This window comes from Kovacikia sp. CALU 1929 (assembly GCF_056784235.1).
On record NZ_JBXBCF010000073.1, the window covers coordinates 23,719 to 49,012 of the forward strand.

Genomic DNA, 25,294 nt, shown 5'->3' on the forward strand with positions numbered 1-25,294 from the left:
ATGCGAATCTCTGCTTTGGGCTTAGATGTTGGTAGGAAGCGGATCGGGGTAGCAGGCTGTGATGGGACAGGGCTGATTGCCACGGGGCTGATGACGATTCAGCGCAAATCGTTCGATCAGGTTCTCGGACAGCTTCAACAGTTGGTAGACCAGCGCCAGGTAAACGTTTTAGTGGTGGGTTTGCCCTACTGCATGAATGGAAGCTTGGGAACCCAGGCTCGCCATGTCCAGAAGTTTGCCCAGGCGATCGCCCTTGCGCTACAACTTCCCCTGGAATATGTAGACGAACGCCTCACCTCTTTTCAGGCAGAACAACTACTCCAGGCAGAAAACATCTCACCCTCACGAAATAAAGAACTCATCGATCGCAAAGCCGCGTCCCTGATTCTGCAACAATGGTTGGATGAACGCCGTTTTAAGAAACGCAGTGGGGAGAAAGGAGATCACCCTTCCGATTCCCCCCTTACCACCTACCATTCATAACTTGGAGAGTTTGAGAATGCATGAAGACGACATCGAGATGGAAATAGAGAAGGTCACTATTAAAGATGATGCTGGGCGATCGCTCACCTGCACGGTTGAACATTCCCTGGAGTTGGAAGGGCAGGAATATGTCGTACTGCTCCCGGTCGATTCGCCGGTAGAAATTGTGGCGTGGCAAGAAAATGGAGAAGAAGAAGAAGCCATCACCGTCGAAGATGAAAGTGAAATAGACCTTCTCTTTCCCATCGCTAAAGTTGTCCTGGAAGAGCAGAATTTGATTTTGAAACGTTCAGCCGTGACTCTCACAGTCGAAGGTGATCTCCCCGACTATAACCTGGATGAAGATGAAGGACTTGAAGACATTGAGGTTAGTGAAGACGAGGAAGAACTGCAATTTTTAGCAAGCTTCTACTACGAAGAACAGGAGTTTGGCATTTATGCACCGCTGGATCCGTTCATCTTTTTGGCAAGGATAGACGAAAACAACCAGCCTCAGTTGCTTTCACCCGAAGAACTGGAAAAAATTGAACCGATGTTACCCCTGATTGAAGATCAAATACTTGACCAACCTGATTAAAGCAGGTTGAATAGGCGGGTATACGTACTGGAAATGTGAATTCGGGTGCATCCAGCGAGGCAGATGTTCTCTGTCAAACTTTTTTGTTTCACCTGCCAGACAGTTAAACCTTGGAAATAGGAAAGAGGGCAGCCCCATGCGCCCTCCGATGCGGATTGTGATTTGAACAATCTCCATACGATCCAAAATCCAGAATTTATCATGAGCGCTAAAAAGAAAACTCGAAAGTGGTCGATTTTCCCAGTCCTGTTGCTTGTTTTGTTAGGTGCTGGCATCTGGCAAAGTTGGCAGTGGTGGACATGGGTCAAAGCGGCACCCGTTCCATCTGGAACTGAACAAACCCTGAAAGGCGTAAAGCTAAAGATTGCTGAAGGAACTTCAGCCCAGGAAATTGGAGAGGATCTGGAAACCCTGGGAATCATTCGCTCGGCAACTGCCTGGAACCTCTGGACCCGCTGGTTGACTCTAAAAAGCCCAGAAGGGGGGTTTCAAGCGGGTACCTATGAGCTATCTCCCGCTGAACCCTTGGAGGCGATCGCCTCCAAGATCTGGAACGGCAGTGTCGTGCGTAATAATTTCACCATTCCTGAAGGCTGGTCGTTGAGCAAAATGGCAGCCTATTTCGAAGAACGAGGTTTTTTCCCTGCCCAGGACTTCATGACTGCCGCCCAGCAGTTTTCTGCCGCGGACTACCCCTGGCTGGCTGCTACCCTTCAGCCAAATCAGCTTCGGCTAGAGGGTTACTTATATCCAGATACCTATGAGTTTGTCGGCACCCCTACCCCCAATGACATTTTGAGTCAGATGCTCGATCGCTTTGAGCAGGTCGCCTTGCCCCTCTATCAGGAGGCAAAAGGCAAAACTTCCCTCAGTTTTGCGGAATGGGTAACTCTGGCAAGCATTGTTGAAAAAGAAGCCGTTATTCCCCAGGAGCGTCCCCGCATTGCAGGAGTGTTTTTCAACCGATTGGAGCAGGAAATTCCCCTGGGGGCAGACCCCACCGTGGAATACGGCCTAGGGATTCAGCAAACTCCCGATAAAACGCTGACCCTGGAGCAGGTCAGAACGCCCTCTCCCTACAACACTTATCTTAATGCCGGACTTCCCCCTACCCCGATCTCCAGCCCAGGACTTGCCAGCCTCAAAGCGACCCTTTACCCAGAAAATACCGATTACCTGTATTTCGTCGCAAGGTACGATGGTACCCATGTGTTCAGTCGTACCCTGAAAGAGCATCAAGCTGCCCAGGAAACCATTCATAACCAGCGGGAAGCGGTTCAGCCTAAGCCTTAAGTATTTGCCTACACACCATTAACCAAACCTTCTGCCACTATGCCCTGGGTCGAACTCTTACAACCGGACCTGATTCTGCACGGATCGGTGCTTCAACTAACTCCCTCAATGTTGCAACAGCACCATCTCAAGGGACTGGTGCTGGACGTAGACGAAACACTGGTACCTATCCGAGCAGCGGAAGCCTCCGCAGAATTGTTACCCTGGGTAGAAGAAATTCGGCAGGTTGCGGATTTATGGCTTGTGAGTAATAACATCAGCGAAGCCCGAATTCGCCGGATTGCCAAAAGTCTTAGTCTGCCTTATATATCGGGGGCAGCCAAGCCCTCCCGGCGAAAAGTCAGAAAAGCGGTTGAGGCAATGGATTTGCCTGTTGAACAGGTCGGTATGGTGGGCGATCGCTTATTTACCGATGTCTTAGCAGGCAATCGCCTGGGCATGTTCACTATTCTGGTAGAACCAATGGTTCACCTGAACGAAACCATGAAGCGCTCACCGCTCCACAGTTTTGAGGTTTGGGTTTCCCAGGCTCTAGGGGCATCCCTCCTACCCGACAAGTAGACGTAACGAATCCGATACAAAACCCTACAAAACCTGAGAAAGGAAAACATAAAGAAAACATTATGAATTCCTTTAACTTTATTTATTTCTGTCATCCTAATTACAGTTGAAATGGGGTCAGCCACCATAAAGACCCTAAAGATAAATCCCGTAAATACTTGAGCAAAGCGCTAGCCCTTATTCATAAAGGAACTGGCGCTTTGCCATTTTAAAGGGATGAAGGATAAAGGCCAAATGTACTGAATAGTCCTTGGGTATAGCTGCACTAAAGCGTTAGCGTAGCGCAGGGCGGAGTTCGGAGTGCAAAGTCGGTCAGCATATCCCCATTTCCGCCTGTGAGTACCAGGCAATCAGACTGAAGGCTAAAAGCTGAAACATCCCTCATCCTTCATCCCTCACCCTTCATCCTTCATCCTTTCTTCTATGTCCCAAACCCTCGTTGTAAAAATTGGCACTTCCAGTCTGACCCAGCCAGAAACCGGGCTTCTGGCACTGTCTACGATCGCAGGTCTGGTAGAAACGCTAAGTGGGCTAAAACGGCAGGGATGTCGAGTGGTTTTGGTATCATCGGGGGCTGTGGGAGTGGGCTGCGCTCGGTTGGGATTGACCGAACGACCACGGGCGATCGCCCTCAAGCAAGCCGTTGCTGCCGTGGGGCAGGGGCGGTTAATTCGGGTTTACGACGATCTGTTTACCTCCCTTCAGCAACCAATTGCCCAGGTTCTGCTGACCCGCAGCGATTTGGTGCAGCGCAACAGCTACATCAATGTGGAGCGTACCTTCAAGGAACTGCTGGAACTGGGCGTGATCCCGATTGTCAACGAGAATGACACCGTTGCTGTCGATGAACTCAAGTTTGGTGACAATGACACCCTCTCAGCGCTGGTTGCCAGCCTGGTAGGGGCAGATTGGCTGTTTCTGCTAACAGATGTGGATCGGCTTTACTCTGCCGATCCACGCAGCAACCCTGATGCCCAACCCATCATCCGGGTCGAACATATCGATCAACTTAAAGAACTCCAGGTTAAGATGGGCGATCGCGGCTCCCGCTGGGGGACAGGTGGCATGGTCACCAAAATTGCGGCTGCCCAGATTGCGACAGGAGCCGGGGTGCGAACGGTGATCACCCAGGGACGCTATCCCCAAAACATTGAAAAAGTTCTGAATGGTGAACCGATTGGCACCCAGTTTGAGCCTCAGTTTAGACCCACCAATGCCCGTAAACGCTGGATTGCTCATGGGCTTGTCCCGACTGGCAAGCTGCACCTGGACGAAGGCGCAGTCCGAGCCATCCGTAATGCGGGTCGCTCCCTTCTGGCTGCCGGAATCATCCATGTAGAAGGGGAGTTTGAGCCTCAGGATGCTGTGTTGATCTGCGATCGCACCGGACAGGAAATCGCCCGTGGCTTGGTCAATTACAGCAGCCACGAACTGCACAAGATTAAAGGATCCCAATCAGAGGCGATCGAATCAATCCTGGGCTACCCTGGTGCGGAGACGGTGGTTCACCGGGATAATCTGGTACTAAGTGCCTAACTCCTTCCCCTTTCTCCAGCGACCATCTTGGGTGAAGAACGAGTCAGAGGCTTGTTGTGATTGGAATAGCCGTTTGAATTGGCTGAGTTGGAAGTAAGAGATTCCAGGTTGAACCGATAACCGACATTCCGAACCGTTTGAATCAAGCTGGGTTGGCGGGGATCGAGTTCAATCTTCTTTCGTAGAGACAGCACATGAGTATCAACTGTCCGGGGGTTATCAATGGCATCGGGCCACGCCCGTCGTAATAATTCGGAGCGACTCAGGGGCATTCCGCTTGCCTGAGCCAGGACATAAAGCAGACTAAACTCCTGGGGAGTGAGGTCAACCAAATCTCCCTTAAACCGAACCCGGCGATGAACCAGGTCAATTTTGAGGTCGCCGTAATCTAGAGAGGCAGGAGGGGCGGTAGACTTACTACGCCGAGTGAGTGCTTCAACCCGGGCAAGAAACTCTTGCATCCCAAATGGTTTGGTCAGGTAGTCGTCTGCTCCCGATCTCAACCCTTCCACAATGTCGGCTTCTGAACTGCGAGCAGATAGCATTAAGATCATCGCCTGTTGTTGTTGTTGCAGCCAGCGGCAAAACTCCAGCGCATCTCCATCGGGCAATTCAGAATCCAGGATAACCAGGGTTGGCTGGCGATGTAGAAAGACTTCTCGAGCCTGGTGGATGTCTGCCGATTGATGAACCCAATGCCCCGCTTGCTGGAGGTGCCAACCTAGAAGCGATCGCAAATGGGGGTTGCTCTCAACGATTTGGATACAAAAAGCTCCCACGGAGACATGCATTCCTTTAAGTTTGTGAGTTTAAACCTAGCAGAGGCTTTTATTAGGGTTTGTAATCACTGTTACTCCAATCGCCCCAGTATTCCCATCGAACTGGATTAATTTGGAAACCATTCTTGCGCTGGCAGTTAGCAAAGGAGGGGACTATGGGAATTATACAAACAGAGAAAAGCTGACAGCTATTTGCCTCTCTTCATCCTGGCATTGAATCATTGATAAACCTCATCCAACTTGAGAACTGGAGATCTTTCCCAGGAAAAACTACAGGTTTCTAAGTTGGGGAGGTTTAAACGAGATGAAGAAATGCAATGACTTTATTTCCGCTGGTAGTTTCCCGTACTCAAATGTCAGTGAATCAATCGATTCTGCTACAGGGGAATGGTTGCCATTGTTTCATAACAACCTTGAGATAGAGAGATAAGTGAATTCAATAAAGTTAAAATTAAGTTATACAGCTCTAATTTTGATAGGATGGCAGTCTGGAATCACAGACTCCTCATTTGAAGTTAACTCACGAGAACCTGTATAAATCTCGTTCTCTTGTCTGACTTGTTTTATCCGTTGCTGTCTTTGTTTCCATCATTTCATACTAACCATGTTGCAGGATACTCTCACCATCCGCTACTACCAGAAGCTATCCGATGCTTTGGGAGACCTTTGGAATCGGGGTTACCGCTTCGACGAATTGCGCCTGTACGTGGATGGCTACATCGCCGCTCTTAAACAAACTAATAGTCTTGAGCCTTACCTGGTTCATCGTTTAGAGGAAGAAATCACTAAATATTTGTATGACCCCTCTAACTTCCAAAAGCCAGAGTCAGAGTTGGATTATTACTAAGAATCGAAATTAAACTACATCCAGGATTGGTAGAGTGGTTTGAGGTGACCAAACCCAGCGTATCCAGGATGTTAAGTTGCTTAATTTTTCCGGGATGCTTTCCTCCCAGACCTATGTTCCCTATGCCTAACCACTGGACGGTGGCGGTGAAACCTTTCCCTTCAAAAATGCCAGGTCTTCTGGGGTATTGCAGTTTAATAGGAGGGTTGAGTCGTTCACTGAAATCGCTTTAACGACCTCCTGAGCTAACCAGCGCTGGAAGGAACGCTCACCCCGATCAATAGCAGCGTTCAAACCTGGCAAACAGTTTGTTCGGTAGAAACCACAGAGGGGTTCCCAGCCTTTTTCACTAAGTGGCAGGAGCGCGATCGCTGCTCCACTGTGCTCCAGTTCGCTACACCACTTTTGTAAAATTTCACCTTCTAAGCAAGGCAAATCACAGGCAAGCAATAGAACCCATTCTGTTTTTACATGGGCAAGCGCCTGAGCAAAGCCAACCAGGGGACCATGAGGTTTGGGTTCATCGGGTAAAGGTTGCTCCTGAATAAACCGACAGCCTGATGGAATGATGTCCTGGTAACGCTCAGCCCAGGGTGTAACCACATAGACCTCGGTTGTACATTGCAACGCTGCTTCGCATACGTTCTGTAGTAAGGGAACGCCCGCAATTGGAATCAGGGCTTTGTCCCGTCCCATACGAGCGCTTTGTCCTCCAGCTAAGACGATCGCGCTAAGAGAGTAGGAGTTTTGCATCGGGAAGTGAGGGGTAAGGCATTATTCGTTGTTCGAGGCAATCAGTGGTCGAAAGGTTAGGGAAATTCGCCGTTCTCGGACTTGTGTTCTGTCTGCATGGCGATCGCGTTTGCGGTAGGGAATACTGTGGGACCAGTCCCATCGAGCTTCGCCTGTGAGAATCAGCAGACTGCGTGGATCGAGCCAGAGTTTTTGCTTTTCTCCGGTTTTGAGATGACGGAACTCCATGACACAGGCAGAGAGCAAACTAAGATCGGCAATCTCGGCAAATTCCGGCGCATCCACATGAAAACTGATGCCTTCTCCCGGCAGGTAGCGGTTTGCCAACACCTGAACCGGAATACCGGGCAAGAGCTTTTCGTGGTAAAGCCGCAGGGCGATCGCCTGAGCCAATGCTGGTAAAGGTTCCTTCACTTCTCCAGACACTACGGTACGGCGTGAAAAGGAATACGGAACTCCAAACTGGCGCACCAATCGCTGCATTCCCACCTGATGCCATCCGGCTTGTTCAATCTCTGCCACCAGCATGGCTTCTTCTGCCACCGTAATGTAGTCCGGCATGTACCGCAGTCCTGGAATCGCCAGCGTTTGTGGTACTGGGTCAAACAACGATAGTTGGTGTGTAGTTGCAGCGAGCGTCTCAGCCATAGCTATAGCCAGGTAGCAACGGGCTTCAGCACAATCGGAATTTCAGCCTGATCAGGTGAAAACTCCAGCAGGGTTTCACTCAATCCCAGATAACCAGACTCGCTAAAGGAGAGCAGCATTCGCTGGAGTGCCAGCCAGACTTCTGCTTCATATTCCCAATCGCGTTGCCGATAAGCTTGAGCGGCGATCGACCGGAGTGCCCAAAAGTAGTTGTTCCGTACTATAGAGCCACCTTTTTTGTACTCCGGCACATCTTCATGGTGAATGAAAACAATCTGGTCGTCGATTCTGGCTCTCATTGCAACTAAGGTAAGAGTAATGAGGAATGGTTATGAGGTATGAATGATGAGACGTGTTTGAGTGTAATCGCTCATCCCTCATATTAGCGGTTGGAGAAAGGTGATGGCTGAACCCAAAGTATCCCCCTACGGATCCTGGAAGTCTCCGATTACATCGGAGTTGATTGTTGCCGGGAGCATTGGATTGGGGCAGGTGCGGTTGGATGGGGACGATGTGTACTGGAATGAACAGCGCCCTCAAGAAGCAGGACGCAATGTGATACTGCGGCTCACTCCAGATGGGCAGATGACCGATGTGACACCACCTCCTTTCAATGTTAGAACTCGTGTGCATGAGTATGGAGGGGGTTCCTATACGGTTTATCAGGGAACGGTTTATTTCTCTAACTTTGCAGACCAACGGTTGTACCGTCAGCAGTTGGGCGAAGAACCCGTGCCCATTACGCCCGAAAAGGATTGGCGTTATGCCGATGGGGTGATTGATGCGAGGCGGCAACGAATGATTTGTGTTCGGGAAGATCATACTGGCTCTGGGGAAGCCGTGAACACGATCGCCAGTTTGCGTCTGGATGGTAGTGACCCGGAGCAGGCAGTTCTAGTTGCGGGGAGTGACTTCTACTCCTCACCCCGACTTAGCCCGGATGGTTCGCTTCTGGCATGGCTGTGCTGGAACCATCCCAATATGCCCTGGGATGGCACAGAACTGTGGGTCGGTGAGATTACGGCTGATGGTTCGATTGGAAAAAATTGGAAGATTGCGGGGGGGGTAGAAGAGTCCGTTGTGCAACCAGAATGGTCCCCTGATGGGGTGCTGTATTTTATTGGTGAGCGCACCAACTGGTGGAATCTGTACCGCTGGCAGGGAAGCCCAGAGGGCGGAGAAATTGAGCCGCTGTGCCCGATGGAAGCCGAATTTGGGTTTCCCCACTGGATTTTTGGTATGTCCAACTATGCCTTTGAATCGGCAGAACGGCTCATCTGCACCTACAGCCAGGAAGGGATTTCTTACCTGGCAATGCTCAACACCGAAACCAAACAGCTAGAACCCATTGAAACGCCTTATACCAATCTGGGTGGAATTCATGTTGTACCGGGTAAGGTGGTGCTTAGTGCAGGCTCGGCTACAGAACCGGCAGCAATCCTGAAACTGGACCTGGCTAGTCAGCAAATAGAAGTGCTGCGCCGCTCCAGCGATTTAAAAATTGATCCGGGCTATTTGTCGGAACCGAGGGCGATCGCCTTTCCAACCGAACATGGATTAACGGCTTATGGCATTTTCTATCCGCCTCGGAACAAGGATTACACTGCTCCTGAAAAAGAACGTCCACCTCTACTGGTGAAAATTCATGGTGGACCGACGGCTGCTACCTCGACTGCCTTTAATCTGCGGATTCAGTACTGGACGAGCCGAGGCATCGCCGTACTGGATGTCAACTATGGGGGCAGTACTGGCTATGGGCGGGCATACCGCGAACGGTTGAAGGGCAACTGGGGTGTTGTGGATGTGGATGACTGTGCCAACGGTGCCCGTTACCTGGCAGACAAGGGTGAGGTAGACGGCAACCGTCTGGTCATTGATGGTGGCAGTGCAGGCGGCTATACCACCTTGGCGGCACTCACCTACCGCGACATCTTTAAGGCGGGTGCCAGTTTTTACGGAGTCAGCGATCTGGAAGCGCTGGCAACCGACACCCATAAGTTTGAGTCACGCTATCTGGATAGTCTAATTGGTCCTTACCCGGAACAAAAGGATTTGTATGTGGAGCGATCGCCCATCCATTTCACCCATCGCCTCAACTGTCCCGTTATCTTCTTCCAGGGCGACGAAGATAAAATTGTGCCCCCCGGACAGACAGAAATGATGGTCAATGCTTTACGAGATAAAGGGTTACCCGTCGCTTACGTGCTTTACGAAGGCGAACAACACGGCTTCCGCAAAGCTGAAAATATTCAACGCACAATCGATGGGGAATTTTACTTTTACTCCAAGGTGTTTGGGTTTGCGATCGCAGATGAGATAGAACCTGTAATGATTGAGAATCTTCAAAGCGATCGCACTCGTCCCATCATTTAGTGCCCTCACCCTTCGGAAGAGGGAACAGGAAGTCTCTGAAAGCTCTTCTCCTTGGGGCTATCCATTACGCAGAAGTCAGCGAGCCGTGACAGGGCTTAGGTTTTGGCAGCTCGTTGCGCCCCTTCGAGTCAATGATGTAGCACTCCAAGCCCTCGCCACAGGGTTTTCAATCCTGGTTCTCCATCACCTGCACGCGCTAAAAAAACCTCCCAGTTGGGCAATCCATCGCACCGCTTGACGAATGGTGGGTGGCTTTTGAGAGCGGTTTTTCGGTTCAAACTTGCGTCGCAGTAATTTCCATTCAGCCGGGTGTAAGACGGTGACACACGATTCATCGGGCGAGAGCCTTGCCGTATAGGTGAGCCATATCAACCGCCAAACCACAATGGAGTAGGTGCCAAGGGCATTGAGCAAACGTCCTGCCGTTTCCAATTGCAAGGCTTCAATCCGACAGCCACTTTTGAGGGTGAAATGAAATCGCTCGATTAACCACCACAGGATAGCCCAAAGGAGAAGGGTGGGGATGAAGGCAAATTTTTCGGTTCATATCTTGATTCAGCAACGCCGTGGATAGATGGATGATGGGTGAGTGGGTGAAGCAGTGCTTGATTTTAGCCATTTGGTCATGCTTAGGTGGATCGTCTACTATTCAACCAATATTTCTCTGTGTGGCTCTACATCCTTAAACGTCTGTTGAGTTTACTACCTGTTCTGTTGGGAATTACCCTTCTGGTCTTCTGCTTTCTCCATCTCATTCCTGGCGATCCCGCTGTCGTGCTATTGGGAGAGCGGGCAACCCCGGAACAAATTGCTGCGCTCAGAGAACAGTTAGGGCTGAACCAACCCCTTCCCGTTCAGTACCTTATTTTTTTAGGTAATTTCCTTCGGTTTGACCTGGGTAACAGCATTATCAGTGGCATTCCGATTGCGGATGAATTGAGAAGCCGGTTTCCTGCCACATTAGAATTATCCCTGGCAGCAATGCTGGTTGCCCTGGTAGCAGGCATTCCAGCGGGTATTCTAGCAGCCATGCGCAAAAATAGCTGGCTGGATAACCTGCTAATGAGTGGTTCATTGCTGGGAGTTTCTTTGCCGGTTTACTGGTTGGGGCTTTTGCTAATTTATCTGTTTTCAGTCAATCTGCAATGGCTACCTCCAAGCGGACGGATTAGTGTCGAGGTTGGGTTTAACTTCCAGCCACTAACAGGCATTTATTTATTAGATGCTTTGCTCCGGCTCGACTGGGCAGCATTAAAAGACCTGCTGGCTCACCTGGTATTGCCTGCTCTCGCACTAGGCACAATTCCCCTGGCAATTTTGGCTCGTATTACCCGCAGCGCCATGCTGGAATCACTATCCCAGGATTACATTCGCACCGCCAGAGCAAAGGGACTACCAGAGCGTGGGGTCATCCTGCGCCATGCCTTGAAAAATGCCTTCCTGCCTATCAGCACCATTGTCGGGCTTCAATTTGGCACCCTGCTTGGGGGAGCCATTTTGACTGAAACCATTTTCTCGTGGCCCGGCATCGGCTCCTGGATCTATGGCGGCATCCTCGATCGCGACTATCCCGTAGTGCAGGGTGGTGTCATATTTGTCGCGATCGCCTTTGTCCTAATCAATTTGCTAGTCGATATTTCCTATGCTTTTTTTGATCCAAGAATTCAATATAAGTAAATGTCTCTCACCCAACGTGCTGTTCGCCGCTTCTGGCAGTCTCCCTCTGGAAAGATTGGGCTGGTACTGACGATCGCCCTATTTTTTCTGGCGCTGATTGCTCCCATGCTGCGCCCCTATGACCCGGCAACAGACCGGGATTACCTGGCGCGATTATCTCCTCCCAGTACAGTTCACTGGTTTGGCACCGATGCTCTGGGGCGGGATGTGTTGACTCTGGTATGGTATGGTATTCGCACATCGCTGTTGGTGAGCGTCGTTTCCGTCGCGTTAGGGTTAGCGATAGGGATGACCCTAGGGCTGATTGCCGGGTATTTTCGAGGACGGTTGGAAACGGTGATTGGCTGGGTGACAGATATTCTGCTGGCGTTTCCGTCGATTCTACTAGCGATCGCGATCGTTACAGTCACGGCTCCCAGTCTACCCAGCGTAATGGTTGCGGTGGGAGTAGTACAGGTTCCTATCTTCACCCGCCTGACTCGCGCTATGGTACTTTCTCTGAGAGAACAGGAATTTGTGCAGGCAGTTCGGGCACTGGGAGCAGCACCCGTGCGATTGCTATTGCGCCACATTCTGCCTGCCTGTTTGCCGCCAGTGATTGTGCAGGCAAGTCTATCTGTGGGGACTGCCACACTAGAGGCAGCAGGATTGGGATTTTTGGGCTTAGGTGCCCAACCCCCAACCCCTGAACTTGGCACCATGCTATCGGATGCTTTCAAAGGAGGATATTCTCTAACTTCGCCCTGGACAACGCTATTTCCTGGGCTATTGATTACCCTGATGGTTCTGGCGTTCAACCTTTTAGGGGACGGCTTGCGGGATGGACTTGACCCACGCTCCTCCATCTGAACTTTTCAGTTTTATCCTGATCTGCCCATAAAAGCTCCGTAATCAGGGAATAGAAACCCTTGAGACGGATGGCTTTTTTTATGTGGCTTCATTTCTTGTTGTGCGCTCTACTGGTCGGGCTAATTTCTGAAACCTCTTATGAGACCGTCCAGAGAAGCAAACAGTCCCCCATGTCCTCTACTCCTAAAGATTCTATCAGCCGCGATCGCCTGTTTCACCGAGGCAGTGGTCGGCTTGAACAACGCGAAAACCGGTACTCCATCGTTGCCTAATTACCCCTATCATTTCCAGAAGCAGTCGGTTCCTTTGCGATGGTGTGATCGATCACTCAGTTTTTAAGCTCATTGGCTCAAGTTTGAATAGAAATTTGTGGCAACATGCCCAAATCTTTGCAAATCGGGGAATTATTAGGCTAAATAAGTAGGTAGGGTTTGAGAATCAAGTTTTAGTGATCTCGGTACCAGAAATAGTTCAATCTTTCCGCTCCAGCGGTATAGTAATTGAGCTGAGAAGGCACTTATTTCTAGTAGAAATCACTGACTTTAAGTTTTCTTTCTGAGCGTTTTTTCTAACTTTCTGTTTGTCTGACATGACCAATGACCTCGATCTGATCAAACGTCTTAGCCCCAGTGCAATGGATCAGATCATGCTTTATCTAGCGTTTAGCGCGATGCGGACGAGTGGGCATCGCCACGGAGCTTTTTTGGATGCGGCTGCCACTGCGGCTAAGTGCGCCATCTATATGACCTATCTGGAGCAGGATCAAAACCTCCGGATGACGGGGCACCTGCACCACATTGAGCCGAAGCGGGTGAAAGCAATTGTTGAGGAGGTCCGGCAGGCACTAACCGAGGGCAAATTGCTGAAAATGCTGGGTTCTCAGGAACCACGCTATCTGATCCAGCTTCCCTATGTGTGGTTAGAACAATATCCCTGGCAACCGGGGCGATCGCGGGTTCCCGGTACCAGCCTCACCACTGAAGAAAAACGACAAATTGAGGCAAAGCTACCTCAGATAGGTTTGCCCGATGCTCAGTTAGTCAACTCCTTCCAGTTCCTCGACCTGATTGAGTTTCTCCATACCCGTTCCCAGGAAGATCTGCCAGAAGACCGCCAGATGCCGCTCAGCGAAGCTCTGGCAGAACACATCAAGCGGCGTTTAATCTACTCTGGCACCGTCACCCGAATAGATTCTCCCTGGGGGATGCCTTTCTATGCCCTCACCCGCGCTTCCTACTCGCCCGCCGATGAGGAAGAACGAACTTACATCATGGTGGAGGATACTGCCCGTTACTTTCGCTTGATGAACGCCTGGGCATCACGGCTTTCCAAAGTGATGCGCATCTTAGAAGAGCTAGACATTCCCCGCGATCGCCTGGATCAGGCAATGGAAGAACTCGACGAAGTCATCCGCGCCTGGGCAGACAAGTATCACAAATCAGGGGGTGATCCGTTTGTGCTGCAAATGGTGCTGGGACCGGGGGAGAAGTAGGTGGTCAGTCAGTGGTCATTAGTCAGTGGTTAGCTGCTCCTCTGCCTTCATCCTTCACCCTTCCTTCACCCGTTCCCTCTTCCCTACCCCCAACCCCGGTAGTTCCGTTGGCAACACTCGTCCACTCTGAAAAACTGCGCCGGTAAAGGGATCGTCTAGCAAGTTTAGATGGCTGTCGAGGTCGAGATGGTCTGCCAGGGGGGAAAGGTGTGCAAGGGCAGTGTTGAGTAAGGCACTGTCGGAGTAGCAGCCAAACATGATTTTGAGACCGCAGGCTTTAGCTGTCTGGATCATGCGGATGGCTTCGGTTAAGCCACCACACTTCATCAGCTTGATGTTGATGCCATGTACCCGGTCTGCCAGGGGCAGGATATCGTAGCTGGTGAAACAGCTTTCATCGACAAAAATTGGCAGGGGCGATCGCTGATAGAGTTCTGGTAAATCGCCTTCCTGCCCTTTTGCTAAGGGTTGTTCAATGTAGGTAACCCCCTGCTCTGCTAACCAGTCGCCCATCATTAAAGCCGTCGTCAGGTTCCAACCGCCATTGGCATCAACGCTGATTTTAGAGATTCCCTGGGCAACTTCTTTGACTGCCAGCACCATGGCTTTATCGGCATCTACGCCCCCTGAGCTACCCAGTTTCAGCTTTAATGCCTGAATCCCTTGCCGCGGCATGGTAATGGTGCCTTTCCCCAGCCATGCCAGCACACGCTGTTGGGCAATCTCTGGGGAACTGATACCAATCGTGATTGAGGTGGGGACGATGCGATCGCGATCCAACCCCCACATTTGCCATAGGGGAAGATTTGCTCGTTTGCCTGCCCAATCGTGTAAGGCAAGATCCAGGGCGGCGCGGGCTGCTGACGGGAGGCGAGCATCCAGGGTCAGTTGCTCGACGCGCTGGCGCTCCAGGGGACTGAGTGCTTTCAGTAACGGGACAATTTTTTGCAGAGAGCGGGCGATCGCTTCGGTGGTCTGGGGCTGTTCCCCAACGGAAAAGGGGGAGGCTTCCCCCCAGCCCCGAATGCCTTCATCCTCAACCTCAACCCACACATTGGTTGTCTGAGCGGTCGTACCCCGACTAATCGTGAGGGCAAACCGTTTATGCACCGTAAAGGTGGCAATCCGAATTTGCATAGTCTGTATCCTTTCTCACAATCCAGTATTCGCCAAAGGAATTTTGCCTGGTAAGCTAAACCCAGAAAAACCAATTTACGGGGTTTTGAAGAGTTTGCAACCCTTCAAAATTTGCTTGGCAGACTACCAGGTAGGATAGCTATAGTGAGTTTGTATCATCATTAAATCTATTGCTGGGATCAGTAATGCCATCAGGCGATCGGAATCGCAAGGCAATCCAGGATAACTTTGCGAAATATCCGAGTTCTGCTCTGAAGATCAGGTTAATGAATGGTTTTGAGATGAATAGCCCTGACCGAACGAGTTTAGACCTCCGAAATCCTTGAGCTTTTGGAGATTCTGATCAGGGTTCGTTGCTTAATTTAGTGCATTCGTCTTTAGATTCCAGAATAGATTCCACAGTAGAAGGATCTCCCGGTTCGGAGGTGCCCAAGTGAAACAAAAACTACTCAGTTTAGGGATTAGTCTGGGAGTCTTTTTTAGCCCCATCCCTGCTGTCTTTGCGGTTCAACCAGCTCCCGTTGGCGCAAATGCCAATGTTGAATGGTCCAGGGTGGTCGAAAATCCATTTGACGGCAAAATCGTTTACGACAAGCACTTTACCAACGACTTCGCGTTTGTCACCAGTTGGTCCCAGAGTGGCATTCGGGCGACTTACACCGAATATCGCTCAGAATTTGTTGGTTATCGAACCATCTGGCGCACCAGCACCTACCACGACAAGCGCGGCAGAAAGCGATACAGCCGGTATGCAGACCAGGAGCCAATTTATCGCCGCTACTCAATTAACAGCATTCCAAGTTCCCTTCAGTTTGCGATCGCTGGACAGGTTTTTACCTATGAGGGAGGGGCAGTGTCGCCTGAACTGGCAGCCGCTTTAGCGAGTGCCCCTGCGGGAAATATGCCCATCCGGGTGGTTTGGAGCGATGGCAGAACCAGGGATATGGAAATTGGCAGGGGCACGGTGAATGCCTGGAAAACAATTTACCAGTTCCACATGACCGGGTTCTCATCCAGGTGATCGGTAACGATGCGCCCAATTTTGTCGATTTCTGCCAGATCTGCCTCGGAAAGGTGAATTGCCGCTGCTCTGGCGTTTTGAACTGCCTGCTCAGCATTCCGCACCCCGGCGATCGCACTCGTCTGAGGTTGGGCGACTAACCATGCCAGTGCCAGGTTACCCAGGCTAGTCTCGTAGCAATTTGCAATTGGACGCAGCTTTTCCAGCGCTTGCTGGGCACGGACATAGTTTTCACCCTGAAAGAGTTTGTTTTTCGCCCGGTGATCCCCCTCGTCAAACTGGTGATTGGGACCAAATTTACCTGTGAGTAGTCCCTGTGCCATTGGTGAATAGGCAAGGATGGAGATTTGGTTTTCAACACAGTAGGGGACAATTTCTTTTTCAACATATCGCCAAAACAGGGAGTAAGGGGGTTGCAAACTATCGACACGCCCGTATTGAGCCGCTTCCTCTACTTGAGCGCGAGAAAAGTTGGAGACCCCGACCGCCCGAATTTTGCCCTGCTGTTTCAGGTCATTTAGCGCGCGCATGGTCTCCTCTATCGGCACGACCTCGCTACCGTTAGACCCCGAAGGCCAGTGAATCTGGTAGAGGTCAATGTAGTCGGTCTTCAATCGTTTAAGGGAGTTTTCACAGGCATCGATCACCTGTGGATACTTGAGATGGTTGGAAAAGACTTTGGTGGCATAAACCACCTGATCCCGGACATCAGACAATGCTTCTGCCACCACTTCCTCGGAGTGTCCCTGCCCATAGACCTCAGCCGTATCGACGGTTGTAATTCCGGCATCAAAGGCTGATCGAATTGCCTTAATTGTCTCTGCATCCTCAACCCCTACCCACATGGCTTTGCCCGCCTGCCACGTGCCCGTGATGATAGGAGTGATGCGGATGCCTGATTGACCGAGTTCTCGTGTTTCCATACCTGCATCCTTGAAGAAGTAATGAGTGAAGAGTCCTTTAACTCATACCTCAAAACTTAGAACTCACAACTCCTTCTAAAGGTTCAGAACGAGCTGAAGCTGAGATTTAGCATGGGTTTCTGGTAGAGGAACGGGGCTGGCAGTGACCGCCGAACAATAGCGTGAAAAAGTGCAGCGATCGCACTGTGCCCCCGGCGCAGGTTCCCACCCCCGGTCATAGCGTAACCGCACTGCCAGATTGCCAATCATCTTCTGCACTCGTTCCTTGTGCTGTTCCGTTGCCTCAAAGCGGATCTTTTCTCCTGTGCGAAGAAACAATAGACTCAAGTATTTCAAACTCTGATGGTAGGTTTGCTCCAGTGCCAGGTAATAAAGTCCAATCTGGATGTCCATTTCGGAGTCATCAGGCAGTTTTGCTTCCCGACCAGACTTGTAATCGATCAGTTCCAGTCCATCGGGCAGAAAATCGAGTCGGTCATAGCGTCCTCCAATCAAAAACTCCAGATTTTCGACCTGTAAGTAGCCCTGAATCCGACCTTCCACTGCCAGGGGTGGAGTCAGAGCGACTTCGTTAGCAATGAAGTTATGGTAGTAATTCTCCAGAATTTCTAACCCTTCTGAAACCTGGCTAGAGGTCAACCCGGTGGAATGCTGTTGCCAGCAGTGATGCACCCAGCGCAGATCGGGTAGGGGTTCGCGGTAGTGCCAATCCCGATGGCATTGAGCCAGCGCCTGATGGAGAGAAATCCCCAGAGATGCTGAGCCAAAAAACTCATTTGTAGTTAGCCTCCGCTCGTACCGCAGATAGTAGGCATAGGGGCAGCGGTTATATGCCTGAAGTTTGGTTGCTGAGATCTGGTAAGCCATACTGCTTGAATAAATTGCAATGTCCGGAACCCGCTGGGTTAGGGGAGGTGATGGGGTAAGGGGTGGGAGGGAAGCAGTGATTGGTCACTGGTCATTGGTCAGTGGTCACTGTTTTTTCAACTCTTAACTTCATCCTTCTGCTCCACTTTTAGTTGTTCTGTCCTACCGGGCGTTTAAACATGGTGTCCAGGTAAATACGGGATGCCTGACGTTGATATAGGGGTTCTGGAGCAGAATCTGTCCCCCGGTTTTGCAACAAAAACAGAGACAATGCAGCCGTAAACACCCGGTCCTGGTCCCAATCAGGACGCATTTCCAAATAGGCTCTGAGGGATTCGTGTAAAACTTCAGGAACTTCAACAAGGAGACTAACCGTACTGTTCATAGAAGCCTCAAATCTCATACTGGTGAATGGAGTCGATGGATGAGCTTTAGCGCGATGCTAAGGGTTCCTAAGCGGCAAGCGGGTGCTATGGCGATCGCTCTAACGCAGCCAAAATTAGCGCAAACCAGACCTGCCTTTGCTATCTCTGCTGCCAAAACATGGTTGGGGTGCAGATTTGAACCAGGCGGGGTCAGTGCGCTCTTTAGGTTGGTCGCATCATTGTGCAGCCGCCTAAGGGTGATTGTCAATGCTGAGAAATGTTACAGACATTTTGAATCCCGCAAAACGTCTACGAGAGAATGGGCATTTCACGCCATTTTTTGTTACATTTCTTTACGAAAACCATTTTTGGATGAGGTCGTTCTGTCACTGAAGCAAGGTTTAAAGGGAAAGCGTCAAAGCCCGATTGCTTCGTTCTGCCTGTGGAAAAGTGATGCCGAACTGTGGAAAACCTGTGGAGAAAGTGTGGAGAAGATTCCACAATGCTGTGGAAACAGTGTGGAAACTGTGGGGAAAACCGGGCACTTTGATAAGAATTGCAAAATGTTCAAAAGTCAGGGTTTGTTTATCGAAAACAGTTCGCCTGTATTGATTTGATGATTTTGCCCCTACGGTTGCTCCTGGGATTGCTATAGAAAGGGAAAGGGGCTGCATATCAAGCGATTTTGACAAGTTAGGAATTTAACGGATTAGGAATTTGGCAGGTTTGTCAAGTAGTTTGTCAAATACAAAGGGCAAGTTTACCGATAGCGTCACCCAGTTGATGATTCGGCTGCTAAACTCGCCTGTACAGTTTTTGAGGTTAGTAAATCCATAATCCTTCGCCTTAAATGACTTGGTGAATAGGCTTCAAACTCAGCAACGGTAAAATTAGAGAATGCCCACTTGAAACCCAAATTCATGGTGCAACGAATGAGCAAAACACCTTCTGAACAGAAGCCGTTACCAATTCCTCAGTTGGAAAGTGGAGACCGCCTGAACCGGTATGAATTTGAGCGGCGTTTTACTGCCATGCCTCATTTGAGAAAAGCTGAACTGATTGAAGGAGTAGTGTATATGGCGGCTGCCCTACGTTTTAGAAGTCATGGGCAGCCCCACGGACGTTTAATCACCTGGCTAGGCGTTTACGAAAGTTCCACATTGGGTGTGGAGTTAGGGGTCGAACCGACGGTTCGGCTAGACCTGGACAATGAACCTCAGCCTGATGCCATACTGCTGATTCAGGAGCAGTGTGGTGGGCAGGCACGACTGAGTGAGGATGATTATGTCGAAGGGGCACCGGAATTAGTGGCGGAGATTGCGGCGAGTAGTGCGGCGATCGACTTGGGGGACAAGAAACGTGTTTATCGTCGCAATGGCATTCAAGAGTACATAGTCTGGCAAGTGTTTGAACAAAAGCTGGACTGGTTTTATTTGCAAGAAGGGGAGTATGTGCCGCTGCCAGTTGATGAGGATGGCGTAATTCGGAGTCGAGTCTTTCCGGGCTTATGGTTAGCGGTGGAAGAGTTGTTAGCAGGGAATATGGCGCAAGTCTTGACCGTGTTACAGCAAGGACTGGCTGCACCAAAGCAGGCAGCTTTTGTGCAGCAATTATCACAGTGACCGATGAGTAGCCGATGCCAATGTTGGATCTACTATCACGTTGCCTGCTGACCTATTTCTAATTTCTAATGCTTGCTAATAAAGTTGGAGTGGTGTCAGGAACCTTCAGCCTTCCTCCTTCCCTGGATGATCTCGACTTGCTGCCGTTTCCCTTATATACGCCACAGGCACACCCATCCACCCATCCATCCACCCCAAGTTGGGGTTTACTCATCCAAAGCTCTCAACTCTCAACTCTCAACTATTTCTCAGGGGCAACTGGACAGTAAAACAGGTTTGCCCTGAGCTACTGCTCACCTGGATGGTACCTCCCAGGGATTCAACCAGTTTTTTGACCAGTGCCAGTCCCAAACCAGTCCCCCCTCGTTTCCACGGATCTGCTTTAGGCACTCGATAAAACTTTTCAAAAATTCGGGGCAGTTCCTCTGCTGGGATGTCTGTACCGGTGTTGGTAATGCTGAACTGAAGCAATGGCAGGGCGTGTGCATCTGTTGCCTGCCCCATTTCTGCGGGGGTGGTCAGGGCTTTGACAACAAGCTGAATGCGCTCTCCAGGTGGAGTGTATTTACAGGCATTGTTGAGTAGTTCAACGACCACCCGTTCCAGGCTTGCCTGATCTGACACCAATAGGGGTAGCGGGGGGGAAAGATGAACCTCTAGGATTTGTTGCTGTTTTTCAGCCCTTTCATAGAAGGGAGCAAGAATGGGAGGCAGCCAGGTTGGTAGTTCAATTTCGGATAGGTTATACCCCTGGGCACCCACTTCTAGCCGTTGCAGATCAAGCAGGTCATCAATCAATTCAATCTCACGGGCGCATTCGTTTTGCAAAATGGCGAGGTAGCGTTTGGTTGTCTCGGTAGTTTTCGCTATTTTCAAAAGCTCGATCGCCATTTTCATGTTTGCCATGGGCGATCGCAACTCATGGGACACAGTACTCAGAAAGTCATCCTTGAGTTGGGCAACCCGTTGAAGTTCTTCGACCTGCCTTTCAAGCGCCGCCTCTGCTTGTTTCTGAGTGGTGATGTCCTCCAGCACGATGAGTAACCCATCCAGAGGCGCATCATTCGTATCTGCTGAGGCTTGATGGGGATAATAGGTTAAGGGTTCTAGCTTGAGGGCGTACCAGCGATCGCCTCGCTGTAACTCATGGGGCGGGACCGAGCCCTGCCATCTAAGGGTTTGGATGTCAGTCTGCCACTCCTCTTCGGTCAGCCATAGGGGCACCAAGCGGGGCATCAGGTCTTCCCCCACCTGAATGGGCAACCAATCAGAAGCAACCGGGTTACAGAACCAGACCATGCCATCCCAATCGGCAGCCACCAGCCCAATGGAGAGACTGCGGGCGATCGCTGCCTGGGTTGCCTGCGATCGCCCCAACTGCTCCGCCAATGCCGCCAGTTGCGTCGCACTTTGAACTGAACTGGTCGGCTGTTGCAGTTTATGGGCACTTAACTCCGGATCGGGCTGGTGAACCACCAGATCTTGGCGGTACAGTTGCCAGAGTTGTTGCACTTGCTGCCGTAAGAGGGTGCTCATTCTCAGCCGCGCACTGACAAAAGTGGCTCCCGCTGTAGTCGTCATCAGGCACAGCGGAAAAGCAATTGGTAGCCAGTAACTTGCCTGAAATAGACTGGCAACCAGGATACACCACCCCACACAAAGGGAAATCCAAATGACAACTTGACTCTCTTCACGCTGATAGCTGAGTAGCAGGCTTAACCCTGGACCTGCGACTAACAGGATGAGCAAATACCCAACCAGTGTCAGCGGATGCAACGCATTTTGCTGCAACAGGTTATGAATCACGGTTGCCTGAAGATAGATTCCACTGGCAGGGGGATTGCGATCGAAGGGAGTGGATAGCGGGTCAATGCCTGCGGCGGTCACACCCACTAAAACAATTTTGTTCTCTAGCGCTTGGGAGGGGACCTTTCCTTCAATCACATCAACAAAGGAATAGCGAGGCAGATTTTGGCTTCGCCCCACCCAGTTCAGCCATAGGGGTTGATTGAGTTTAGGCAACGGCACGGATGCCTGTACCAGAGCGTAGGCTCTGATAACAGAAAAACCCAGGGAGGGTTCGCCCTGGGCATACAACTCAATTTTTCGGGTTAAACCATCGGTGTCCTGTTGCTTCAAAATGTGCCCAGCGGCGATCGCTTCAGCCTCAAGATTGGGAACAGGCAACAGAGGCAACCCGGTATTATCTACCCCCTGCGCCAGGACAACCCGACCACTCCGAATCATGGCTTCTGCCAATGCTGAGTCATCCGGGCTAGGTTCTGACCAGATCAGATTAAACGCAATCACACTGGGGTTTGCCTCTGTCAATACATCCAGCAACTGCACGTATCGCTGGCGCGTCCAGGGAAATCGTCCTAACCGTTTAATGCTCTTATCATCAATGGCAACCACAACCAGGCGGCTGTCCCAGGAACGCTCACCCCGCACTCGAAAAAGAGCCGTATAAGCAATCTGTTCTAGCGGTTGTAAAACACCCACGTTGAGCAGAATGGCAAACGCTAGACTTACCAAACCACCTGGAAGCAGCCGCCAGCCCAACTCACCGATACGCCAGAACATGAACCTCTCTTTTTCCTAATGGCGTAATCACTTCAACCTGAATTTTGAAAGCATTGGGTAGCAGCCTCAAATCCGTGGTGAACTGCCCTTCACGGTCTGTATCTTGTGGGTTACCTTCCACAACAATGCTGTTCACCGGATCAACCTTACCAACCAGCCGAATCTTGCGCACCCTACCTTCAATGACTTCTCGGAAGTAATACTGAATACCAGTATCTTCTTTGATCGGGGTTGGTGTCGAGGGTGGTTCTCCCGGAATCGTGAAATTTTGGAACCCCTGGGGTACTGAGACTGCTTTCCCTTGAGCAAAACTGACGACTTCTCCTTCCGGGACTGCCAGTCCAGTTTTGCCACTGGGCTGAATGTTGACCCCAAAATCTGTGCCGCGCACCCCACTTAGACCAGACGGTGTCCGAATCTCAAGCTTAGAACCGCGATGGCTAAACCGGCGCACCTGCAACCGCGCCTGCCCATTCATCACCTCTAAGCGGGTGATGCGACCATTATCGGGGGCAAATGACATCTCCTGAATTCGCAGGCGCGTATTTTCAGACAGGCTGATCGTTCCAATGCCCGTATCTACAACCAGGGTTGCGGCTGAGTTTTTGCCAGTTGCAAGACCATCTCCTGGCACTTGTAGCCGATCGCCCACCCGGGCAGGTTGGGAATTGCCCCTTTGATAACGGTTGACGCTGCCTGCAATTCGTTGGATGCCTAACCAGCGCTCAACCCTCACCTGGAGAGATTGTTGCGCAATTCCCTGGGAACCTCCCAATGAAAGCAAGACAGCGATCGCAACCCCAACTGTCCGAGTTGGATGACTCATCAGATTTTTCCAAATGCTTTCCAGTAATCTGCAAAATTATCCTATCTTTTTCCATCGTTCAATATTTGCTGGATACCGTCTGTTACATTCATACCTACTTCAGCCACACCAAAAATTGTGGCTAAAAGCCTTCTGAACCCATGGAATTATTTAAGCCAGAATTGTAGTCAATTTTGAAAGCAGAAAAGGGCATGATTTGAATGCGCTCTATCCTAACTGTGCCCTATAAATCTCTACACAAATCACCGAGTTTTTAATGAGTAAGCGTACCGAGCCAGCCCTAATTCTGGCATTTGTGATTACCGCCAGTTTGAGTGTTGGCGGTCTCTGGCTACTGAACAAGGTGTCGCCTGGGTTGATTCCCGGTTTGTCCAGCCCCACAGCGTCTCAAACAGACGGCAACTCAACCAACTCCCAGCAAAAAGTCCAACTCACGATTTTGGGGGATACGTTTAGTGGCTATAGCACCTTTCGCAATGCCGCCTTTCAAGATGCATTGAAAGAATCTGGAATCAGCCTCCGCTACGAGGATGAGTTTGACCAGAAAAAGCGGGTCGAGCGGCTCAACCAGGGGCAGGCAGACCTGCTGGTAACAACCCTCGATCAGTTCCTGAAGCAGAAACCTGCGGGCAAGATTGTTGGGCTGATTGATCGCACAGTGGGAGCCGATGCGGTCGTGTTGAATACACGGAAATACCCCACCCTCAAGTCTTTGCTGGATCTGAACCAGTTGGTCAATCAGTCACGGGCAAAAGGACAATCGCTGAGCATGACCTTTGCCGGAGATACCCCCAGTGAATATCTGGCACTGGTATTGGATACCAAGTTTGAGGCATTTAATCTGCAAGATTTTCAGGTCAACAAAGTGGAAGAAGCGTCGGCAGCCTGGAAGCAACTACAAGACTCCAACCAAAATGTCGCAATTGCGGTGATCTGGGAACCGTTTGTGACCCAAGCACGCCAAAAGGGATATACGGTGGTGTTGTCGAGTAAGGATGCACCGGAGGCGATCGTGGATGTGGTGATTGCGTCCGATCGCCTGCTGCAATCCCAGCCCCAGGTGATTTCTGAATTTCTGGAAGCCTACTACCGCCGCATCGATAGCAATGTCCGGGATGGCTCCCAACTCCAGACCCAAATTGCTGAGGATGGTAAATTATCTTCCGGTGATGCCGCCGCCATCTTGCAGGGAATTGACTTTTTTACGGCGGCTGAGGCACAGGCATGGATGACCAGCGGCACGTTGACCCGACGGATTAACTCAACCGCTGCTGTGTTAGCCTTAACCGGGCGCTTGAACCAGGTGCCTCAGAAACCAGACGCCTTATTTACTAACCAGTTCATTACTAAAGCCGCCAACAACACCAAAACACTGATTGATCTGGTGCGGGCAGACAACCCCACCCTGGCAGACCGGCTTTCTGGGAAGGGGAGGGCGATCGCTCCGATTCAAAAATTGAGTGTCAGCCAGGTCAAAGCAGCGCCTGCCATTGGTAATTTACAAGTGCGGGGGGAGGTCAGCTTTGGGGTTGGTTCAGCCGACTTAACGCCTGCGGGTGAAAAAACACTCAATCAACTGGTGCAGGAAATTAATGAATTCAATACCCAGACGGTTGCCGTCCGTGTAATTGGGCACACCTCGCGCACGGGGACCGCCAGCATTAATCAGACACTCAGCCAGCAACGGGCACAGGTGGTGGTGAACTATCTGCGTGGAAAAGGAATCCAGCATAATATTACGGCTGAGGGCAAAGGATTTAATGAGCCAATTTCTGGGATTTCGCCAACCAACCCCCGCAATCAACGCACTGAAATTCGGTTGGTCAGAGTCAATTAAAGGGTCAATAGCGCTGATTGCCACGTTTGTTCAGTGATGCCAGCAGTAAGGGTCTAACCTGTTTTGCCCATAGTTCAAAGTTAAATTCTGTCCCGTCACTGGCAGTTGATTGATTGGCTGGTGTGTGAGCGTTTTCCATCTTCGTTTTCATGACAATCCCTATTTATTCACAATTCAAACTCTGAAGTATTTCCTGGTTGCACACTTATACCGGGAGATAGAGACTGGTTTCGCTGAATGCAGCG

At 50.6% G+C, this 25,294-nt stretch carries 27 protein-coding genes and 2 pseudogenes; 15 read left to right on the top strand and 14 right to left on the bottom strand.

Features of this window, described 5'->3' with window-relative positions; genetic code table 11:
* The 5 genes from ruvX to proB all read left to right on the top strand — a co-directional run bounded on the left by ruvX (position 1) and on the right by proB (position 4,450).
* Positions 1-483: a Holliday junction resolvase RuvX gene (gene ruvX, locus AC1S52_RS17885; RefSeq protein WP_482030401.1), complete on the top strand. Its 483-nt coding sequence runs from the start codon at positions 1-3 to the stop codon at positions 481-483.
* A gap of 16 nt (positions 484-499) precedes the next feature.
* A complete protein-coding gene (locus AC1S52_RS17890; protein WP_482030402.1) occupies positions 500-1,060 on the top strand; it encodes a DUF3727 domain-containing protein in 561 nt (186 codons plus the stop codon).
* A 201-nt stretch (positions 1,061-1,261) separates the two neighbouring features.
* The gene (gene mltG, locus AC1S52_RS17895; protein ID WP_482030403.1) at positions 1,262-2,353 is read left to right on the top strand and encodes an endolytic transglycosylase MltG; all 1,092 of its coding nucleotides are present in this window, start codon (positions 1,262-1,264) and stop codon (positions 2,351-2,353) included.
* A 39-nt stretch (positions 2,354-2,392) separates the two neighbouring features.
* A complete protein-coding gene (locus AC1S52_RS17900) occupies positions 2,393-2,914 on the top strand; it encodes a YqeG family HAD IIIA-type phosphatase (protein WP_482030404.1) in 522 nt (173 codons plus the stop codon).
* A gap of 423 nt (positions 2,915-3,337) precedes the next feature.
* Positions 3,338-4,450 (top strand): glutamate 5-kinase, encoded by a 1,113-nt coding sequence (gene proB, locus AC1S52_RS17905; RefSeq protein ID WP_482030405.1) that lies wholly within the window; start codon positions 3,338-3,340, stop codon positions 4,448-4,450.
* Here the strand turns inward: proB and AC1S52_RS17910 are convergent.
* Positions 4,447-5,241: a response regulator transcription factor gene (locus tag AC1S52_RS17910; protein WP_482030406.1), complete on the bottom strand. Its 795-nt coding sequence runs from the start codon at positions 5,239-5,241 to the stop codon at positions 4,447-4,449. The genes proB and AC1S52_RS17910 overlap by 4 nt on opposite strands.
* Positions 5,242-5,833: 592 nt before the next feature.
* Between AC1S52_RS17910 and AC1S52_RS17915 the strand changes: the two genes are divergently transcribed.
* Positions 5,834-6,076, top strand: a complete 243-nt coding sequence (locus AC1S52_RS17915) for a DUF6761 family protein (protein ID WP_482030407.1) — start codon at positions 5,834-5,836, stop codon at positions 6,074-6,076.
* 126 nt (positions 6,077-6,202) lie between these two features.
* Here AC1S52_RS17915 and AC1S52_RS17920 read toward each other — a convergent pair whose 3' ends face one another.
* Genes AC1S52_RS17920 through AC1S52_RS17930 form a run of 3 tightly spaced genes read right to left on the bottom strand, consistent with a single transcriptional unit; the run spans position 6,203 to position 7,776 of the window.
* Entirely contained in the window at positions 6,203-6,829 is a 627-nt protein-coding gene (locus AC1S52_RS17920; RefSeq protein WP_482030408.1) for a molybdenum cofactor guanylyltransferase, read from the bottom strand.
* A 21-nt stretch (positions 6,830-6,850) separates the two neighbouring features.
* Positions 6,851-7,477 (bottom strand): alpha-ketoglutarate-dependent dioxygenase AlkB, encoded by a 627-nt coding sequence (locus AC1S52_RS17925; RefSeq protein WP_482030409.1) that lies wholly within the window; start codon positions 7,475-7,477, stop codon positions 6,851-6,853.
* 2 nt (positions 7,478-7,479) lie between these two features.
* The gene (locus tag AC1S52_RS17930) at positions 7,480-7,776 is read right to left on the bottom strand and encodes a hypothetical protein (protein ID WP_482030410.1); all 297 of its coding nucleotides are present in this window, start codon (positions 7,774-7,776) and stop codon (positions 7,480-7,482) included.
* A 103-nt stretch (positions 7,777-7,879) separates the two neighbouring features.
* On the opposite strand from AC1S52_RS17930, the gene AC1S52_RS17935 reads away from it, so the two are divergent.
* Entirely contained in the window at positions 7,880-9,850 is a 1,971-nt protein-coding gene (locus AC1S52_RS17935; protein ID WP_482030411.1) for a S9 family peptidase, read from the top strand.
* Positions 9,851-9,999: 149 nt separating this feature from the next.
* Here the strand turns inward: AC1S52_RS17935 and AC1S52_RS17940 are convergent.
* The 3 genes and pseudogenes from AC1S52_RS17940 to AC1S52_RS17950 all read right to left on the bottom strand — a co-directional run.
* A pseudogene (locus AC1S52_RS17940) lies at positions 10,000-10,099 on the bottom strand (IS4 family transposase); the annotation flags it as partial.
* Positions 10,100-10,194: 95 nt separating this feature from the next.
* A pseudogene (locus AC1S52_RS17945) lies at positions 10,195-10,348 on the bottom strand (IS4 family transposase); the annotation flags it as partial.
* Positions 10,293-10,469 carry a hypothetical protein gene (locus AC1S52_RS17950; RefSeq protein WP_482030412.1) on the bottom strand — a complete coding sequence of 59 codons (177 nt, stop codon included), beginning with the start codon at positions 10,467-10,469 and terminating at the stop codon, positions 10,293-10,295. The pseudogene AC1S52_RS17945 and the gene AC1S52_RS17950, both read right to left, overlap by 56 nt.
* A 14-nt stretch (positions 10,470-10,483) precedes the next feature.
* On the opposite strand from AC1S52_RS17950, the gene AC1S52_RS17955 reads away from it, so the two are divergent.
* The 3 genes from AC1S52_RS17955 (at position 10,484) to hetR (ending at position 13,868) form a co-directional block, all read left to right on the top strand.
* A complete protein-coding gene (locus AC1S52_RS17955) occupies positions 10,484-11,527 on the top strand; it encodes an ABC transporter permease (RefSeq protein WP_482030413.1) in 1,044 nt (347 codons plus the stop codon).
* A complete protein-coding gene (locus AC1S52_RS17960) occupies positions 11,528-12,376 on the top strand; it encodes an ABC transporter permease (RefSeq protein ID WP_482030414.1) in 849 nt (282 codons plus the stop codon). It abuts the gene before it with no gap.
* A 589-nt stretch (positions 12,377-12,965) separates the two neighbouring features.
* Positions 12,966-13,868 (top strand): heterocyst differentiation master regulator HetR, encoded by a 903-nt coding sequence (hetR, locus tag AC1S52_RS17965; RefSeq protein WP_482030415.1) that lies wholly within the window; start codon positions 12,966-12,968, stop codon positions 13,866-13,868.
* Positions 13,869-13,922: 54 nt separating this feature from the next.
* Here the strand turns inward: hetR and AC1S52_RS17970 are convergent, their stop codons facing one another.
* Entirely contained in the window at positions 13,923-15,005 is a 1,083-nt protein-coding gene (locus AC1S52_RS17970; protein ID WP_482030416.1) for a dipeptide epimerase, read from the bottom strand.
* Positions 15,006-15,438: 433 nt separating this feature from the next.
* On the opposite strand from AC1S52_RS17970, the gene AC1S52_RS17975 reads away from it, so the two are divergent.
* Positions 15,439-16,026 (top strand): hypothetical protein, encoded by a 588-nt coding sequence (locus AC1S52_RS17975; protein WP_482030417.1) that lies wholly within the window; start codon positions 15,439-15,441, stop codon positions 16,024-16,026.
* On the opposite strand, the gene AC1S52_RS17980 is transcribed toward AC1S52_RS17975, so the two are convergent.
* The 3 genes from AC1S52_RS17980 to AC1S52_RS17990 all read right to left on the bottom strand — a co-directional run bounded on the left by AC1S52_RS17980 (position 15,990) and on the right by AC1S52_RS17990 (position 18,201).
* Positions 15,990-16,949 (bottom strand): aldo/keto reductase, encoded by a 960-nt coding sequence (locus AC1S52_RS17980; RefSeq protein WP_482030418.1) that lies wholly within the window; start codon positions 16,947-16,949, stop codon positions 15,990-15,992. The two genes, AC1S52_RS17975 and AC1S52_RS17980, sit on opposite strands and share 37 nt — an antisense overlap.
* A gap of 75 nt (positions 16,950-17,024) precedes the next feature.
* Positions 17,025-17,816: a RecB family exonuclease gene (locus AC1S52_RS17985; RefSeq protein ID WP_482030419.1), complete on the bottom strand. Its 792-nt coding sequence runs from the start codon at positions 17,814-17,816 to the stop codon at positions 17,025-17,027.
* Between the two features lie 148 nt (positions 17,817-17,964).
* Positions 17,965-18,201, bottom strand: a complete 237-nt coding sequence (locus AC1S52_RS17990; RefSeq protein ID WP_482030420.1) for a DUF2811 domain-containing protein — start codon at positions 18,199-18,201, stop codon at positions 17,965-17,967.
* Positions 18,202-18,255: 54 nt separating this feature from the next.
* On the opposite strand from AC1S52_RS17990, the gene AC1S52_RS17995 reads away from it, so the two are divergent.
* The 3 genes from AC1S52_RS17995 (at position 18,256) to AC1S52_RS18005 (ending at position 20,072) form a co-directional block, all read left to right on the top strand.
* A complete protein-coding gene (locus AC1S52_RS17995; protein WP_482030421.1) occupies positions 18,256-18,798 on the top strand; it encodes a hypothetical protein in 543 nt (180 codons plus the stop codon).
* A gap of 315 nt (positions 18,799-19,113) precedes the next feature.
* Positions 19,114-19,803, top strand: a complete 690-nt coding sequence (locus AC1S52_RS18000; RefSeq protein ID WP_482030422.1) for a Uma2 family endonuclease — start codon at positions 19,114-19,116, stop codon at positions 19,801-19,803.
* A 68-nt stretch (positions 19,804-19,871) separates the two neighbouring features.
* Positions 19,872-20,072: a hypothetical protein gene (locus AC1S52_RS18005; protein WP_482030423.1), complete on the top strand. Its 201-nt coding sequence runs from the start codon at positions 19,872-19,874 to the stop codon at positions 20,070-20,072.
* On the opposite strand, the gene AC1S52_RS18010 is transcribed toward AC1S52_RS18005, so the two are convergent.
* Positions 20,041-22,386 (bottom strand): CHASE2 domain-containing protein, encoded by a 2,346-nt coding sequence (locus AC1S52_RS18010; protein ID WP_482030424.1) that lies wholly within the window; start codon positions 22,384-22,386, stop codon positions 20,041-20,043. The two genes, AC1S52_RS18005 and AC1S52_RS18010, sit on opposite strands and share 32 nt — an antisense overlap.
* Positions 22,367-23,212, bottom strand: coding sequence for a FecR family protein (locus tag AC1S52_RS18015; protein ID WP_482030425.1), 846 nt, complete (start codon positions 23,210-23,212; stop codon positions 22,367-22,369). Before AC1S52_RS18015 ends, AC1S52_RS18010 begins: the two co-directional genes overlap by 20 nt.
* Positions 23,213-23,468: 256 nt before the next feature.
* Here AC1S52_RS18015 and AC1S52_RS18020 point away from each other — a divergent pair, with 256 nt between their 5' ends.
* The gene (locus AC1S52_RS18020) at positions 23,469-25,049 is read left to right on the top strand and encodes an OmpA family protein (RefSeq protein WP_482030426.1); all 1,581 of its coding nucleotides are present in this window, start codon (positions 23,469-23,471) and stop codon (positions 25,047-25,049) included.
* Between the two features lie 4 nt (positions 25,050-25,053).
* Here AC1S52_RS18020 and AC1S52_RS18025 read toward each other — a convergent pair whose 3' ends face one another.
* Positions 25,054-25,200: a hypothetical protein gene (locus tag AC1S52_RS18025; RefSeq protein ID WP_482030427.1), complete on the bottom strand. Its 147-nt coding sequence runs from the start codon at positions 25,198-25,200 to the stop codon at positions 25,054-25,056.
* Between the last annotated feature and the right edge of the window lie 94 nt (positions 25,201-25,294).